Genomic DNA, 13,825 nt, shown 5'->3' with positions numbered 1-13,825 from the left:
ACTTCCCCTCGACGGGGCGACCGCTTTCTATATTCTCGGTATGCGACGACGGAATATGGACATCCTGCTGAGCGGCACGGCATCGGATTCCCACACGTGGAACCTGGTCTACCTCCAGCTGTTCCTGGAGGAACTCGGGTACCGGGTCCACAACCTCGGCCCCTGCGTACCGGACGACCTGCTGACCGGAGCCTGTGCCACCGACGGGCCGGCCCGGCCGGACCTGCTGGTGATCAGCAGCGTCAACGGTCACGGCTACCGCGACGGGTTGGGCGCCGTACGGGCCGTGCGGCGGGCCGGCCTGACCCTGCCGGTCGTCATCGGCGGCAAACTGGGCGTCGCCGGGGTCGCGGACCCCGAGCAGCGCGGTCGCCTCCTCGACGCCGGTTGTGACGCCGTCTTCGACGACGGGAACGTGGCCGCGCTGCGGGACTACCTCACCACGCTCGCCGTCGGCCGGTCCGTCCCGCGGGCCGTGGCATGACCGGCGGCGCCGCCCTGCTGGCCCCCGGGGCGCAGCGGGAGCCGGGCGCCCCGGAACCCGACGCCTCCTTCGGGGGCTTCGTGGCCCGCGCCGCCGCCGCCGGACAGCTCGTCGTGCAGCCCCGCATGGGGTTCGGCGACCCGCGCCGGATGCGGGCCGGGTTGGAACGCACGAAGGGTGCCGTCGCCACGACCGTCGGGACCCTGACCATCGACAGTTACACGCGGGTCGGGGACGTCGCCGCGGCCCGGGCCGCCGTGGCCGAGGGCACCGCCCTCAACGGCTACCCGATCACCACCCACCCGGTCGAACTGACCCGGTCCCTGCTGGACGGGCTGGCCGGCCCGGGCTTTCCCGTCCAGGTCCGGCACGGCTCCTCCCGGCCCGAGGCCATCGTGCGGGCGCTGGCCGCCGCCGGCCTCGACGCCACCGAAGGGGGACCGGTCTCGTACTGCCTGCCCTACGGCCGGACCCCGCTCGCCGAGTCGGTGGAGAACTGGGCCCGTTGCTGCGAGCTCCTCGCCGCGCTGGTGCCCGCTCCCCGAGTACCGCACCTGGAGAGCTTCGGCGGTTGCATGCTCGGGCAGCTCTGCCCGCCGGGACTGCTGGTGGCGCTGAGCCTGCTGGAGGGGATGTTCTTCGTCCGTCACGGCATCCGCAGCGTCTCCCTCAGCTACGCCCAACAGACCGACCCCGCGCAGGACGCGGAGGCCGTCCGGGCGCTGCGTCGCCTCGCCGGGGAGTTCCTGCCCGCCGGGGTGGACCGGCACGTGGTGCTCTACACGTACATGGGGGTCTTCCCGCGGACCGCCGGAGGAGCCACCAGGCTGCTGGAGGCCTCGGCGCGGCTCGCCGTGCGGTCCGGGGCGCAGCGGCTGATCGTGAAGACGGCCGCCGAGGCCCACCGGATCCCGACGGTGCTGGAGAACGTACGGGCGTTGGAGACGGCCGCGGCGACGGCGGCGCTGCAGGAACGCCCCGCCTCCCCGGGCGGTGCGCCGGCCGCCCCGGGGGGCGGCGACGCCGACGACGCCGGTGTCGACAGCGAGGTGTACCGGGAGGCCCGGGCCTTCGTGGAGGCGGTGCTGGAGCTCGACGAGGACCTCGGACGGGCCCTGCGGACCGCGTTCGCGCGGGGCGTGCTGGACGTCCCGTACTGCCTGCACCCGGACAACGCGGGCCGCTCGCGCAGTTTCGTCGACGCGGACGGCCGGCTGCGCTGGTCCGAGACGGGCTCGATGCCGGCGGCGGCCCGCGCGGCGCCCCGCACGGGCGCCCGCGCCCCGGCCATGACCTCGGACGGACTGCTGACGGCCCTGCACGGGGTGGCCCTGCGCTACGACGCGCCGGACGACCGGGAGTGAACGCGCCCCGACCGGGCGGGCACGCAGGACCCGCCCCACCCGACCATCCCGCGCCCCACCCACCGACCGACCACCCGAAGACCGACAGGAGTCGACATGGAGCTTCGCACCCCTCCCCCGCTCGGTGAGCACCTGAGCTCACCGGAACTGCGCTCCGCGATGCTGGTGCAGCAGGAAGCCCTCCACGCCGCACGCGAGTTCCTTCGCGGCGAGGACTTCGTGGAACTGTTGCCGCCGCTGATCGGCCCGGTGACCGATCCGGGCGGACGCGGCGCCAAGGCCATCGACGTGGACTACTACGGGCAGCCGTACAAGTTGATGACGAGCGCGATCCTCTACAAGCAGGCCTCGCTCAGGGGCTTCCCCCGGCTGTTCTACATCGCCCCGAACGTCCGTGTGGAGCCGCCGGAGACCGCGTCGACGGGCCGGCACCTGGTGGAGTTCCACCAGATCGACGTGGAACTGGCGGGCGGTACCCGGCGCGACGTCCAGGAGCTCGCGGCCGGGCTGCTGACCCACGTGGTGCGTCACGTGTGGGCGACCCTCCCGCAGGTGCTGCGTGGACTCGGGCGTGACGAGCTGGAGTTCGCGGAACTACGGCAGGGGAAGTTCGACTCCCTGACGCACGCGGAGGCCGTGGCGCGGCTGCTGGCCCGGGGCCACGCCCAGAGCCCGGACGCGGAGATCGACTGGGAGGGGGAACGGGTCCTCTCCCTGGAGGCCGACCGGCCGTTCTTCGTCAACGACTACCCGAAGGGCTCGCGCGGGTTCTACGACCGCGAGGACCGCGAGCACCCGGGCGTCCTGCGGAACTTCGACCTGATCGCGCACGGCGGTTTCGGGGAACTGGTCAGCGGCAGCGAGCGGGAGAACGACTACGCCACGATCGTGACCCGGATGCGGGAGAGCGGCGAGAACCCGGCCAAGTACGCCTGGTACCTGGACCTGGCCCGCGAGGGCATCGAGGCGAGCGCCGGCTTCGGGATGGGCCTGCAACGCCTCGTCCGGTTCCTGACGGGCCTGGACGCCCTGTGGCAGGTCAGCGCCTACCCGAAGCTGCCGGGGGTGATCGCCCCGTGAGCGGCGCCCTGGAAGCGGCCGGGTTCCCGTCGGAGGCCGTTCGGGCCCGGGCCCGTGCGGGGACGGCCGAGGTGTTCCCCGCCGCCGACGGCTACGGGACGCGCCTGTTCGGTGCCGCACCCGAAGCCGACGGCCGGGACGGGTCCGGCGGGCCGGGCGGCGACTGGCTGGACTCGCTGCGCATCGCCCCACCGGTGTTCATGCCCAGGCGGCTGGAGAAGCTGATCGACCTGGGCCGCGAACCGTCGTACGAGGACGTCGACCTGCGCACCCCGGTGGGCGGCTTCGCCTCCCCGCTGCCGCTCTACCTGTCGGCGTTCGGCTCCACCCGGGCCGGCAGCGGGGACCTCGGGGTCGCCGCGGCCCGGCAGGCCGCACGACTCGGCATCCCGATGGTGATCGGCGAGAACATGGTGCCGGTGCACGGCTACGGCAGCCGGTCGGCGCTGCTGGAGCGGGTCGAGGCGTACGCGGAACACCTCGCGGACGGGGTCGGCGGGGTGGTGGTGCAGCAGTCCACCGAGGACGCCGACTCCGAGGTGTGGAACCTGCTCTACAGCGATCCGGGCTCCCGCCCCCTGCGGGACTCCGGTCGGCTCGGCTTCGAGTTGAAGACCGGCCAGGGCGCGAAGCCCGGACTCGGCGGGATGACGGTGGTCGACGCCGCCGAGGCCGAGCGGCTCGCCGGGCGGTTCGCCGTACGGGACCTGCTCGGGGAGCCCGCCGGGCGCCGGCTGCGGTCGGCGACCCCGGGGACCTTCACCGAGGAGATCCTGCGCCAGCAACTGCGCTTCATGCGGAACAACTTCCCGCTGGCCCGGACCTGGGTGAAGTTCCACCCGGGCCGCGACATCGCCCGGGCCGCCGCGACGGCCTGGGCGGCGGGCGCCGACGCGGTCACCGTCGACGGTGCCGAGGGCGGCACCGGCTGGGCGCCCCGGGTGTTCCTGGACCGGGCCGGCCTGCCCCTCGGCGAGTGCCTGCGCAGGATCGAACGCCCCGCGGGTGCCCACCTGTTGGCGTCGGGCCGAATCTGGGAGGGCGGTCGCGCCGTGCGGGCCCTCGCGCTGGGAGCGACGGCGGTGGGGCTCGGCCGGGCCGCCCTGCTCGCGGTGGACGAGGACCCCCGCGAGGGCCTGGTCCGGCTCGTGGAAGCCCTCGCCCTGGAAGCCGGGCTGCTGATCAGCGCCGTCGGTCAGTACCGGCCGGGCGACCTGACCCCCGAGGACCTGTGGTCGCCCCTCGACCCCGCGCCGGCGACCCCGCTGCCCGTCGGCGGGCCGGTGTGAACCGCCGTCCGCCCCGGGGCCCGGCCGGCGTCACGGGCCGGGCCGTCGCGCCCGGCCGACCGGACGGACCCGTACGGGCCCGCTTCCGGTTCGGTGAGCTCCCCGGGGTCACCGTGCGCCCCGGGCCCGCCGGACGGGTGGCGGGCACCGCCGCCCGCCGGGCCCTGACCGAGGCCGGGCTCGGCCACCTCGGCGGGCACCTGGAGCTGCGCACCCGCGGCCCCGCGCCCCGGGCCGCCGACCTGGTCCGGGCCGGCCGCCGGGCCGTGGCCCGCGCACTGGCGGCCCGCCCCCGACCCTGACCGCGCGCCCCACGCCCGGACCCGCCCCGGCGGCCCGCCGCGGCCGGGGCCCCGACCCGCACGAGGACCGACGCGGGGTCCCGACCCCGCCGCCCCCGCCCGCCCGCCCGTCACGGCACGATCCGCACGCCTCCGATCCCACCTCCCCCGTACGCCCTCGCAGAGAAGGTTCACCCATGGACACCCCCGTACCGCAGCCCGTCCGGCCCCCCGACCACGAGCGGGTGCAGTGGGGCCGCGTCAGTTCCCTCGTCGGTGGCCAGGCCGCCGTCCAACTCGGCAGCTTCGCCCTGCTGATCGCCATGAACTGGACGGCGGTCGAGCTCGGCGGCACCCGCGCCGTGACACTGCTCATGCTCGCCGCCACCGTGCCCCGCGCCCTCATGCTGATCTTCGGCGGGGCGGTCGCCGACACCCTCGGCCCCCGCTTCGTCCTGCTGCGCACCACCGTGGCCAGGGTGGCGCTGCTCGCCGTCGGCGCGGTCGTGACGGCCACCACCCACGACCTGTGGCCCCTGGTGGTGATCGCCCTGATCGAGGGGATCCTGCTGGGGCTGGCCGGCCCGGCCTCGGGGGTCCTGCTGCCCATGTTCGCCCGGGGCGACCAACTGGCCCGCGCCAACTCCCTCTACGCGATGGTGCTGCGCGTGGCACCCATCCTCGGCGCCCCCGCCGGCGCGTTCCTGATCACCGTCGGGGAACTGTGGGTGGCGATGCTGGTCGGCGCGGTCACCGGCGCCGTCTGGCTCGGCTGCCTGCTGCACGTCACCCACGGGTTCGTCCGCCCGAAGCCGGAACCCGGGGTCTCCCTGGTCAAGCGGTCCGGGGACGGATTCCGGTTGCTGGCCCGGCACCCGCGGCTGCGCTGGATGTTCGTCGCCGCCCTCTGCCTGGACCTGGCGTTCAGCTGGCCCGCCGAGGTGGCCCTGCCGCTGCTGGTCTCCGAGCGCGGCTGGGGCGTGAGCGCGGTCGGCATCGTCCTCGCGGCCTTCAGCGTGGGCGCGCTGGGCTCCAGCGCGGTCGGCGCGGCCCTCGCGCACCGCATCCCCATGTTCGTACGTCTCGTGGTGACCGGCGTCGGGCTGGCCGCCGGGATCCTCGTCATGGCCCTGATGCCCTCGGTGCTGTCGCTGACGGCCGTGGCGGCCGGGGTCGGCCTGCTCTCGGGGCTGAACGGGCCGGCCATCGTCACCCTCTACCAGCAGTCCGCGCCGGAGGACCGGATGGGTGCCGCGATGTCCACGCTGTCCCTCGCCGGGATCGGCACCGCCCCGATCTCCATCGCCGTCTTCAGCTCGCTGTCGTTGGTCATCGGCGTCCAGACGACCTGGCTGGTGTGCGGTGCGATCGCCTTCGTGTCGCCGGTCGCCGCCGTCCTGGCGCTGCGCCACCCCGTGCACGTCGAGGAACCGGCCGCGGCGCCGGCGCCCGTCGCGGCCTCGGTGTGAGGGGGAGGCCATGGTCACCGCGCCCGCCGACGGCCGGCTGCTGGTTCCGCGCCGACTGACCGACCCCGGTCCGGCCCGGGCGGTGGTGGTGCCCGCGAGTCCGCAGCTGTGGCTCGTGGACACCAGCGCCTACCGGGCGCACGCCGCCCGACACGCGCCGGGCACCCTGGACGCCCAGGAACTCGCGCGGGCCGCCGAGTTCGCGCGGGCCGCCGACCGGGACGGCTACGTCTGCGCGCACGTCGCCCTGCGCCGGCTGCTCGGCGCCTACCTGGGCCTGCCCCCGCGCGAGGTGACCGTCGAGCGGGCACCCTGCTCGCACTGCGACGAGCCGCACGGCAGGCCCGTGCTGCCCGGCGGGGCCCTGCACTTCTCGCTGTCGCACTGCACCGGGCTCAGCCTGCTGGCCTTCGCGGACGCGCCGGTCGGCGTGGACGTGGAGGAACTCGTCGCCCCGGGTCTGATCGCGGACACCGCCGACGTCCTGCACCCGAAGGAGGCGGCCGAGCTCGCCGCCCTGCCGGCCGAGGAACGGCCGGTGGCCTTCACCCGGGTATGGACCCGCAAGGAGGCGTACCTCAAGGGGTTGGGCGTGGGCCTGTCGGAGAACCCGGCGGCGGACTACGTGGGTTCGGGCCACGACCCGGCCCAGCCGCCGGGATGGTCACTGACGGACGTGCGGGTCCCGGCGGGACACCGCGCGGCGGTGGCCCTGCGCCGGTGACCGGACCCCTGCCCGGCGAACGTGCCGGACGTCGCGTGCGGACGGGAGTTCACCGATCGGCCCCGCCCGCGTGGCAGGGTCGTGGCGGGGGCGGGTGGGCAGCGGGTACCGTCCGCCGGGACGGCGGTGGCGTGCCGGCCGGCCGGCCGCTCCCGACTGTGCGGGCGAACACCTTCCGGTGCGGGAACCCCTGCCGGCCCCGCACCCGTCGAACAGGGCGGCGGACCATCGACGAGAGCGGGAGCACCTGATGCCGGACAGGACGACGGGGCGGACGGTACGGCTCCTCCTGCCGGTCCTCGCCTGCTGCGCCCTGGTGGCGGCCGGCTTCGCCCACCGGGAGGAACTGTTCGCGCTGTTCGGGCCCGTCACGGGGGGCGACGCCGCACGCGGAAGCCTCGTGCAGGATCCGGGGCTCGCGGACCGGGCCGGCGCGGCCGTACGGGCGGCCCTGCGCGAGGGCTCGGCGGCGGACGCCCGCCCGCTCGCCGCGACCGGACAGGACCCGGCCGCCGGCCGGCGGCCCTCCGATCCCCTGGAAGCCCGGCCCGTGCCCACCGATCCCGCGATCGGGGCCCTGTTCTCCCCCGGCACTGACCTGGACGGCGATCACCACTGCTCCGGCAGCGTGCTCCACTCCCCGGGCGGCGATCTCGTCGTCACCGCCGCGCACTGCGTGTACCAGGGCGGCTTCCGCACCAACCTCGTCTTCGTCCCCGGATACCGGGACGGGGCCGCCCCGTACGGCGTCTGGGTGCCCACCCGCGTCGACGTCGACCCCCGCTGGATCCGCTCGGCCGATCCGGACCACGACGTGGCCTTCCTGCGGGTGCGTCGCGCCGGGGCGCCCGGGGCACGGCTGGAGGAGGTCACCGGGGCGCTGTCACCCGGCTTCGCACCCGAACTGCCCGCGCCGGCCAGGTTGGTGGGCTACCCGAACGACGGCGAGGAGCCGCTGGGCTGCGCGAACACGGCCGTCGCCGCCGGGCGGACGCAGCTGAGGCTGGACTGCGCGGACGTACCCAACGGTACGAGCGGCGGCCCCGTCCTGACCGGGGACCGGATCCTGATCGGGGTGATCGGCGGCCGTGACGGGGGCGGGGACGAGACGACCTCGTACAGCAGTTACCTCGGTGCGGACGCCCGCGCCCTGTACGAGCGCACGACCACGGCCCCGGCCGGCTGATCGGCCCGCGGGGCCGGCCCAAGGGCCCGGTGGTGGCGGGTGGTGGGGCGGGTAGGCGGGTGTGGTCGGAGTCGTCGGCAGGCGCCACTTGGACAGTACCCGCAGCATCGTCGTCGGGCCGAGCAGGGCGTCCAGTCGATCAGCTCGCGGCTGCCGACGAGCACGGGGGCGCCCGGCACGGAGCGGAACCAGTCGGCCGGGCTCAGCCACAGGAAGTCGCGCGGCGATTCCAGCAGGGCGGATCCGCCCTCCCGCAACGCGGCGGTGATTCCCGGCAGCAGTCGCTCCATCACCTCCACGCCCCGCGACCACAGCACGTGCGCGTGTCGGGACTGCGGCACTCCCGGACGGAACGTCGGCCCCTCCGTGGGCAGTTCGTCCCGCTCCACCACGGTGACGCGGGCGAACCGCCCCGCGAGCACCCGCGCCGCCAACAGCCCGGCGAGACCGGCCCCGAGGACCACCGCGTGGTCGTCCCGGGCTTCTGGGTGGTTGTCCGGAGTGTCGTCCATGCTCCCGATTGTCGGGCGGGTCGGGCGCCCCGGTCAGGCCCCGGCCCGGGGCGCCCGGAGGCGTCCGGGGGGCGCCAGGGGGCGCTCACGGGCCGCCGCCCCGCCCGGCCGGCTCGGGGTCAGGAGCCGTCCGGGGTCGCCGCCGCGACGAGGACGTCGCCCGCCGCGACCCGGCTGTACAGCACCGTGCGGCCCGTACGCCGGCGCAGCACCAACCCCGCGGCGACCAGGACCTTCAGCTGTCCGGCGACCGCCCCGAGGCTGTACCCGGTCAACGCCACCAGCTGCGTCGTGGACTTCGGGCTCTCCAACAGCACCAGCACCTTCGCCCGTACCGGTCCCAGCAACCTGACCAGGGCCTGCGGGGCCGGCCGCGCGGCGCCCTGGGTGAGTTGCCCCGCGCACGGGTAGACCAGCGCGTGCCGACGCGTCCCGGTCCAGCTGACCCACCCGTGCCCCGGGGTCACCGGGACGAAGACCAGCCCGGCATCGCCCGACAGTTCGCGCGGCCGCCGCTGCTGGAGGTTGATGCGCAGCCGCCCCTCGCCGAGCCAGGCCATGTCCGGCCGCATCCCGGCCAGCGCCTCGGCCAGGCCACCCCGGCCCAGGTGCCGGGTACGGACCAGGACGTCGGCCTCCGCCACCCGGCGGCGACGCTCCCAGTCCGGGCGCACGGTCTCCTCCCACACCCACTCCAGCAGCTCCGCCGTCCTCGGGCCCAGCCCCCGGGCGCGGGCGAGGGAGTCGGGGAGTCCGGAGGCGGCGCGCAGGTCCGTGCGCACCACCGCGTCCGGCGTGGCCCGCACGGAGGCCAGCTCCTCCTCGAACGGGCGCCCGTCGGGCGGCGGGGTGAGGTACCCCGCGATCCACAGCCGGCCGAAGGCCGCCCGGGCCAGATCCGCCGTCAGGGGTTCGGCCGCCAGGTGGGCCCGGTAGTGCGGGAGCCGGTCCTCCAGCCGGACCCGATCCGCGGGATGCGTCGCGGTCCGCCGGTGCAGGGCCATCAACGAGGCCGTGGTCTCCGCGAGCGCCGACACCACGAACCGGCTCCGCGCCAACGCGTCCGTGTCGATCCGCCACCAGCCCATGCGCCCCGCCTCCCGCTCCCCCGTCCACCACCCGGCCCGCCCAGTCTCCCCCGCCCTGTGCGCCGCGCCCGCCCCACCGGAGCGACCGGACCCCCGCGACCCGCCCCGCGCCACCCAACGCCCACGGGCCCGCGCCACCGGTTACCCGGCCCCCGCCCGGCCCGCCCCGGGTTTCGCCCCCGCGCAGGTTTCGCCCCCACGCGAAACATTGGGGCGGCTCCCCCACCCGCCCCGAGACTCCCCGCATGCCCCGCTCCTACCGCTCGCTCGCCCGGGTCCCCGAGTTCACCCCGTTCTTCGCCGCCGCCGCGCTGCGCGTCGGCGCGGCCACCGTCGGCGGGCTCGCCCTCGGCGTCCTCGTCCACGACCGCACCCGCAGCCCGCTCCTGGCGGCCCTCGCGATGTTCGGCCCCTCCCTCGCCCAGGTGCTCGGTGCGACCCTCCTGCTCTCCGCCGCCGACCGGTTGCCCCCGCGGGCCGCCCTCTGCTCCCTGGCGGCCCTCGCCGCGGCCGGCGCCGCCGTGCTCGCCGTGCCCGGTCTGCCCTGGTGGGCCGTGTCCGCCGTACTCCTCGGGCAGGGCCTCGCCGACTCCCTCGCGGGCGGGGTCCGGTACGGACTGCTCACCGAGATCCTCCCCGCCGGGGACTACCTGACGGGCCGGTCCCTGCTCGCCGTCTGCGCGGGCGTGACGCAGATCGCCGGTTTCGCCCTCGGCGGGCTGCTGCTCGCCGTCCTGTCCCCGCGCGGCGCCCTCCTGGTGGCCGCCGGGCTGGGCCTGGCCGCCGCCCTCACCGTCCGGCTGGGCCTGAGCCGCCGCCCCGCCCGCGCCGGCGGGCGTCCCTCCGCCGGCGAGACCTGGCGGATCAACGTCCTACTCCTCTCCGACCCGGCACGACGCCATCTCTACCTCGCCCTGTGGGTACCCAACGGGCTCATCGTCGGTTGCGAGTCCCTGTTCGTCCCGTACGACCCCGCGCACGCCGGCCTGCTGTTCGCCTGCGCCGCCGTCGGCATGCTCGCCGGGGACACCGTCGCCGGGCGGTGGCTGCCCGCCCGCCTGCGGATCCGGCTCGCGGCCCCGCTCCGGCTGCTCCTCGCCGTCCCCTATCCGGTGTTCCTGCTGGAGCCCGGCCCCGTCGTCGCGGCCGTGACCGTCACCGTCGCCTCCGTCGGCTACGCGGCCGGTCTGCTGATGCAGGAGCGCCTCCTCCCCCTGCTCCCCGAGGGCACCCGGGGCCAGGCCCTCGGACTCCACTCGGCCGGAATGCTGACGATGCAGGGCGTCTGCGCGGCGCTCGCCGGAGCCGTCGCCCAGTTCACCTCGCCGGCCGTCGCGATCACCGCGCTGGCCGCCGCCTCGGTGGCGGTCACCCTGTCACTGGAACCGGGGCTGCACCCCAGTAAGCTGCGGGTCCGTCCCCCGCACGCCCCTTCTCCCGTTGCCCGAGGTACCGCGCAGTGAGCTCCCCAGCACCCCCCGCCCCGGTGACGGTCGTCGGCCTCGGCGCCGACGGCTGGGCCGGGCTCACCGCCGCCGCGCGGTCCGCGCTGTCCTCGGCGGAGGTGCTGATCGGCGGCCCCCGCCAACTGGCGCTGCTGCCCGCCGACGCCTGCCCCGGCCTGCGCGTCGCCTGGCCGAGCCCGCTGCGGCCGGCCGTGCCGAAGCTGACCGCCGAGCACGCGGGCCGCCGGATCGCCGTACTGGCCAGCGGGGACCCCATGTTCTACGGGATCGGCCGGGCCCTCGGTGAGGAACTGGGCCCGGAGCGGTTGCTGGTCCACCCCCACCCCTCCTCCGTGTCGTACGCGTGCGCCCGCCTGGGCTGGCCCGTGGAGGACACCGAGGTGGTCACCGTCGTCGGCCGTCCCGTGGCCCGGCTCACGGCCGCCCTCTTCGAGGGCCGTCGGGTACTGGTGCTGAGCGCGGGCGCCGCCTCCCCCGGCGAGATCGCCGCGCTGCTGCGGGAACGGGGCTTCGGCCCGAGCCGGATGCGGGTGCTGGAACAGCTCGGTTCCGAACGGGAGGACCTCCTCGACGGGACGGCGGAGCAGTGGGACCACCCGCCCGGCGACGCCCTCAACGTGGTCGCCGTGGACTGCCGCCGCGACCCCGCGCACCCGACCCCGCGCCTGGGCGCGACGCCGGGCCTGCCGGACGTCGCGTACGAGCACGACGGCCAGCTCACCAAGCGGCACGTGCGCGCCGCGACCCTGTGCGCGCTGGCGCCCGCCCCCGGCGAGCTGCTGTGGGACATCGGCGGCGGCTCCGGTTCGATCGGCATCGAGTGGATGCGTACGCACCCGTCCTGCCGGGCGGTGACGGTGGAGCGCGTACCGGAGCGGGCCGCCCGCATCACCCGCAACGCGGACGCCCTCGGGGTTCCGGGGCTGCGCGTGGTCACGGGCGCCGCGCCCGGGGCCCTCGACGGGCTGCCCGCACCCGACGCGGTGTTCATCGGCGGCGGGCTGACCGCTCCCGGCCTGCTCGACGCGGCGTGGGAAGCACTGTCCCCCGGCGGCCGGCTCGTCGTCAACACGGTCACCCTCGAATCGGAGGCGGTCCTCACCGACCGCTACCGTCGGCACGGCGGTGACCTGGTGAAACTGGCCGTCGCGCACGCCGTGCCGGTCGGTGGTTTCACCGGCTGGCGGCAGGCGATGGCGGTCACCCAGTGGTCGGTGACGAAGCCCCCCGCGAGGGCGGCGGACGCGGCCGGCACGGCACACGAGGCGAACGGCGCGAACAGCGCCAACGAGGCAGAGGCGGACCGGACATGACCGTGTACTTCATCGGGGCGGGCCCCGGCGCCGCCGACCTGATCACCGTGCGCGGTGCCCGGCGGCTGGCCGCCGCGCCCGTGTGCCTCTACGCGGGCAGTCTCGTACCGCGCGAGCTGCTCGCCGAATGCCCGGCGGGCGCCCGGCTCGTCGACACCTCGCGGCTGAACCTGGACGAGATCGTCGCCGAGTTCGTACGGGCCCACGACGCGGGCCACGACGTGGCCCGGCTGCACTCGGGCGACCCGTCCGTGTTCAGCGCGGTCGCCGAGCAGATGCGGCGCCTCGACGCGGTGGGCATCCCCTACGAGGTGGTGCCCGGCGTGCCGGCCTTCGCCGCCGCGGCGGCGGCCCTGAAGCGGGAGCTGACGGTGCCCACCGTCGGCCAGACCGTGATCCTGACCCGGATCGCCCAGCAGGCCACTCCGATGCCGCCCGGCGAGGACCTGGCCACGCTCGGCCGCAGCGGCGCCCTGCTGGTGCTGCACCTGGCCACCCGGTACGCGGACCGCGTCGTCGAGGAACTGCTGCCGCACTACGGGGCGGACTGTCCGGCGGCCGTGGTCGCCATGGCCAGCCGACCCGACGAGCTGGTCCTGCGCGGAACCCTCGCCGACATCGCCGGCCAGGTGAAGGAGGCGGGCCTGGTGCGCACCGCGGTGATCCTGGTGGGTCGCACGCTGGGCGCCGAGCAGTTCCGCGACAGCCACCTGTACTCCGCCGAGCGCGACCGGCATGCCTGCTGAACCGGGTCCCGTCCCGGGTGGGCCGGCCCCCGCCGGGGCACCGCTCGGGCACGTCCTGCTGCTGGGCGGGACCACGGAGGCCCGCCGCCTCGCGGAGGCCCTGGCGGGGCAGTCCCCGTACCGGGTGACGACCTCGCTGGCGGGCCGCGTCGCCGCACCCGTGCTACCGCCGGGCGGAATCCGGATCGGCGGTTTCGGCGGGCCCACCGGTCTGGCGGAATGGATCGCCGCCCACGGGGTGACGCACCTGATCGACGCCACGCACCCGTTCGCGGAGCGGATGAGCTTCAACGCGGCCGCGGCGGCGGCCCTTTCGGGCGTGCCGCTGCTCGCGCTGCGCCGCCCGGGCTGGGCCCCGGGACCCGGCGACGACTGGAGCTTCACGGACTCCCTCGCCGGGGCCGCCGCCGCCCTGCCGTCGCTGGGCCGCCGGGCCTTCCTGACGACCGGCCGGACGGGACTGCACGCCTTCGCCGACCTCACCGACACGTGGTTCCTGGTGCGTTCGGTGGACCCACCGGCCGGAGCGGTGCCGCCACACCTCGAAGTGCTGCTGGCACGGGGCCCGTTCGGCCTCGACGAGGAGCGGGAGCTGCTGGCCCGGCACCGGATCGACGTGCTCGTGACGAAGGACAGCGGCGGAGCGGCGACCGCCCCGAAGCTGACGGCTGCCCGCGAGGCCGGGATCCCGGTCCTCGTCGTGGGCCGCCCCCCGGTGCCCGAGGGGGTCACCGAGGTCGGATCGGTCGGGGCGGCGCTGCGGTGGCTGGCCACCCCCGACGCCGGCGGCGCCTGACCCCGGCGGGGCGCGCCGCCCCCACCG

14 protein-coding genes are annotated in these 13,825 nt (G+C 76.1%); 12 read left to right on the top strand and 2 right to left on the bottom strand.

Features of this window, described 5'->3' with window-relative positions; translation table 11 throughout:
- Positions 1-55 precede the first annotated feature (55 nt).
- The 8 genes from ACZ58N_RS29685 to ACZ58N_RS29650 all read left to right on the top strand — a co-directional run bounded on the left by ACZ58N_RS29685 (position 56) and on the right by ACZ58N_RS29650 (position 7,877).
- Complete coding sequence (locus ACZ58N_RS29685; RefSeq protein WP_471166045.1) at positions 56-484, top strand: cobalamin B12-binding domain-containing protein; 429 nt, start codon at positions 56-58, stop codon at positions 482-484.
- Positions 481-1,848 carry a methylaspartate mutase gene (locus ACZ58N_RS29680; RefSeq protein ID WP_471165933.1) on the top strand — a complete coding sequence of 456 codons (1,368 nt, stop codon included), beginning with the start codon at positions 481-483 and terminating at the stop codon, positions 1,846-1,848. Before ACZ58N_RS29685 ends, ACZ58N_RS29680 begins: the two co-directional genes overlap by 4 nt.
- 96 nt (positions 1,849-1,944) lie before the next feature.
- Positions 1,945-2,928 (top strand): asparagine synthetase A, encoded by a 984-nt coding sequence (locus ACZ58N_RS29675; protein WP_471165931.1) that lies wholly within the window; start codon positions 1,945-1,947, stop codon positions 2,926-2,928.
- The gene (locus ACZ58N_RS29670) at positions 2,925-4,217 is read left to right on the top strand and encodes a glutamate synthase-related protein (protein WP_471165929.1); all 1,293 of its coding nucleotides are present in this window, start codon (positions 2,925-2,927) and stop codon (positions 4,215-4,217) included. The genes ACZ58N_RS29675 and ACZ58N_RS29670 overlap by 4 nt, the downstream gene beginning before the upstream one ends.
- Positions 4,214-4,519 carry a hypothetical protein gene (locus ACZ58N_RS29665; RefSeq protein ID WP_471165926.1) on the top strand — a complete coding sequence of 102 codons (306 nt, stop codon included), beginning with the start codon at positions 4,214-4,216 and terminating at the stop codon, positions 4,517-4,519. Before ACZ58N_RS29670 ends, ACZ58N_RS29665 begins: the two co-directional genes overlap by 4 nt.
- 176 nt (positions 4,520-4,695) lie before the next feature.
- On the top strand, positions 4,696-5,967 hold the full coding sequence (locus ACZ58N_RS29660) for an MFS transporter (protein ID WP_471165923.1): 1,272 nt from the start codon (positions 4,696-4,698) through the stop codon (positions 5,965-5,967).
- 10 nt (positions 5,968-5,977) lie between these two features.
- Positions 5,978-6,691: a 4'-phosphopantetheinyl transferase family protein gene (locus tag ACZ58N_RS29655; protein ID WP_471165920.1), complete on the top strand. Its 714-nt coding sequence runs from the start codon at positions 5,978-5,980 to the stop codon at positions 6,689-6,691.
- A gap of 250 nt (positions 6,692-6,941) precedes the next feature.
- The gene (locus ACZ58N_RS29650; protein WP_471165918.1) at positions 6,942-7,877 is read left to right on the top strand and encodes a trypsin-like serine peptidase; all 936 of its coding nucleotides are present in this window, start codon (positions 6,942-6,944) and stop codon (positions 7,875-7,877) included.
- Here the strand turns inward: ACZ58N_RS29650 and ACZ58N_RS29645 are convergent.
- Together ACZ58N_RS29645 and ACZ58N_RS29640 are read right to left on the bottom strand one after the other, a co-directional pair.
- Positions 7,817-8,389, bottom strand: coding sequence for a hypothetical protein (locus tag ACZ58N_RS29645; protein WP_471165915.1), 573 nt, complete (start codon positions 8,387-8,389; stop codon positions 7,817-7,819). The two genes, ACZ58N_RS29650 and ACZ58N_RS29645, sit on opposite strands and share 61 nt — an antisense overlap.
- A 119-nt stretch (positions 8,390-8,508) precedes the next feature.
- Positions 8,509-9,477: a transcriptional regulator gene (locus ACZ58N_RS29640; RefSeq protein ID WP_471165913.1), complete on the bottom strand. Its 969-nt coding sequence runs from the start codon at positions 9,475-9,477 to the stop codon at positions 8,509-8,511.
- A gap of 245 nt (positions 9,478-9,722) precedes the next feature.
- Between ACZ58N_RS29640 and ACZ58N_RS29635 the strand changes: the two genes are divergently transcribed.
- Genes ACZ58N_RS29635 through ACZ58N_RS29620 form a run of 4 tightly spaced genes read left to right on the top strand, consistent with a single transcriptional unit; the run spans position 9,723 to position 13,798 of the window.
- Positions 9,723-10,940 (top strand): MFS transporter, encoded by a 1,218-nt coding sequence (locus tag ACZ58N_RS29635; protein WP_471165912.1) that lies wholly within the window; start codon positions 9,723-9,725, stop codon positions 10,938-10,940.
- On the top strand, positions 10,937-12,256 hold the full coding sequence (cbiE, locus tag ACZ58N_RS29630) for a precorrin-6y C5,15-methyltransferase (decarboxylating) subunit CbiE (protein ID WP_471165910.1): 1,320 nt from the start codon (positions 10,937-10,939) through the stop codon (positions 12,254-12,256). Before ACZ58N_RS29635 ends, cbiE begins: the two co-directional genes overlap by 4 nt.
- Positions 12,253-13,002, top strand: coding sequence for a precorrin-4 C(11)-methyltransferase (gene cobM, locus ACZ58N_RS29625; RefSeq protein WP_471165907.1), 750 nt, complete (start codon positions 12,253-12,255; stop codon positions 13,000-13,002). Before cbiE ends, cobM begins: the two co-directional genes overlap by 4 nt.
- On the top strand, positions 12,992-13,798 hold the full coding sequence (locus ACZ58N_RS29620) for a cobalt-precorrin-6A reductase (protein ID WP_471165904.1): 807 nt from the start codon (positions 12,992-12,994) through the stop codon (positions 13,796-13,798). The genes cobM and ACZ58N_RS29620 overlap by 11 nt, the downstream gene beginning before the upstream one ends.
- The last annotated feature ends 27 nt before the right edge of the window (positions 13,799-13,825 follow it).

The sequence above is a fragment of the Streptomyces sp. NPDC040432 genome, from assembly GCF_055595445.1.
This window is presented reverse-complemented; position numbering and strand designations above follow the sequence as displayed.

Bases quoted from the DNA above. Each gene is read 5' to 3' on its own strand.
- ACZ58N_RS29685 (WP_471166045.1), top strand. From the start codon at position 56: ATGGACATCCTGCTGAGCGGCACGGCATCGGATTCCCACACGTGGAAC.
- ACZ58N_RS29680 (WP_471165933.1), top strand. From the start codon at position 481: ATGACCGGCGGCGCCGCCCTGCTGGCCCCCGGGGCGCAGCGGGAGCCG.
- ACZ58N_RS29675 (WP_471165931.1), top strand. From the start codon at position 1,945: ATGGAGCTTCGCACCCCTCCCCCGCTCGGTGAGCACCTGAGCTCACCG.
- ACZ58N_RS29660 (WP_471165923.1), top strand. From the start codon at position 4,696: ATGGACACCCCCGTACCGCAGCCCGTCCGGCCCCCCGACCACGAGCGG.
- ACZ58N_RS29655 (WP_471165920.1), top strand. From the start codon at position 5,978: ATGGTCACCGCGCCCGCCGACGGCCGGCTGCTGGTTCCGCGCCGACTG.
- ACZ58N_RS29650 (WP_471165918.1), top strand. From the start codon at position 6,942: ATGCCGGACAGGACGACGGGGCGGACGGTACGGCTCCTCCTGCCGGTC.
- ACZ58N_RS29645 (WP_471165915.1), bottom strand. From the start codon at position 8,389: ATGGACGACACTCCGGACAACCACCCAGAAGCCCGGGACGACCACGCG.
- ACZ58N_RS29640 (WP_471165913.1), bottom strand. From the start codon at position 9,477: ATGGGCTGGTGGCGGATCGACACGGACGCGTTGGCGCGGAGCCGGTTC.
- ACZ58N_RS29635 (WP_471165912.1), top strand. From the start codon at position 9,723: ATGCCCCGCTCCTACCGCTCGCTCGCCCGGGTCCCCGAGTTCACCCCG.
- cobM (WP_471165907.1), top strand. From the start codon at position 12,253: ATGACCGTGTACTTCATCGGGGCGGGCCCCGGCGCCGCCGACCTGATC.
- ACZ58N_RS29620 (WP_471165904.1), top strand. From the start codon at position 12,992: ATGCCTGCTGAACCGGGTCCCGTCCCGGGTGGGCCGGCCCCCGCCGGG.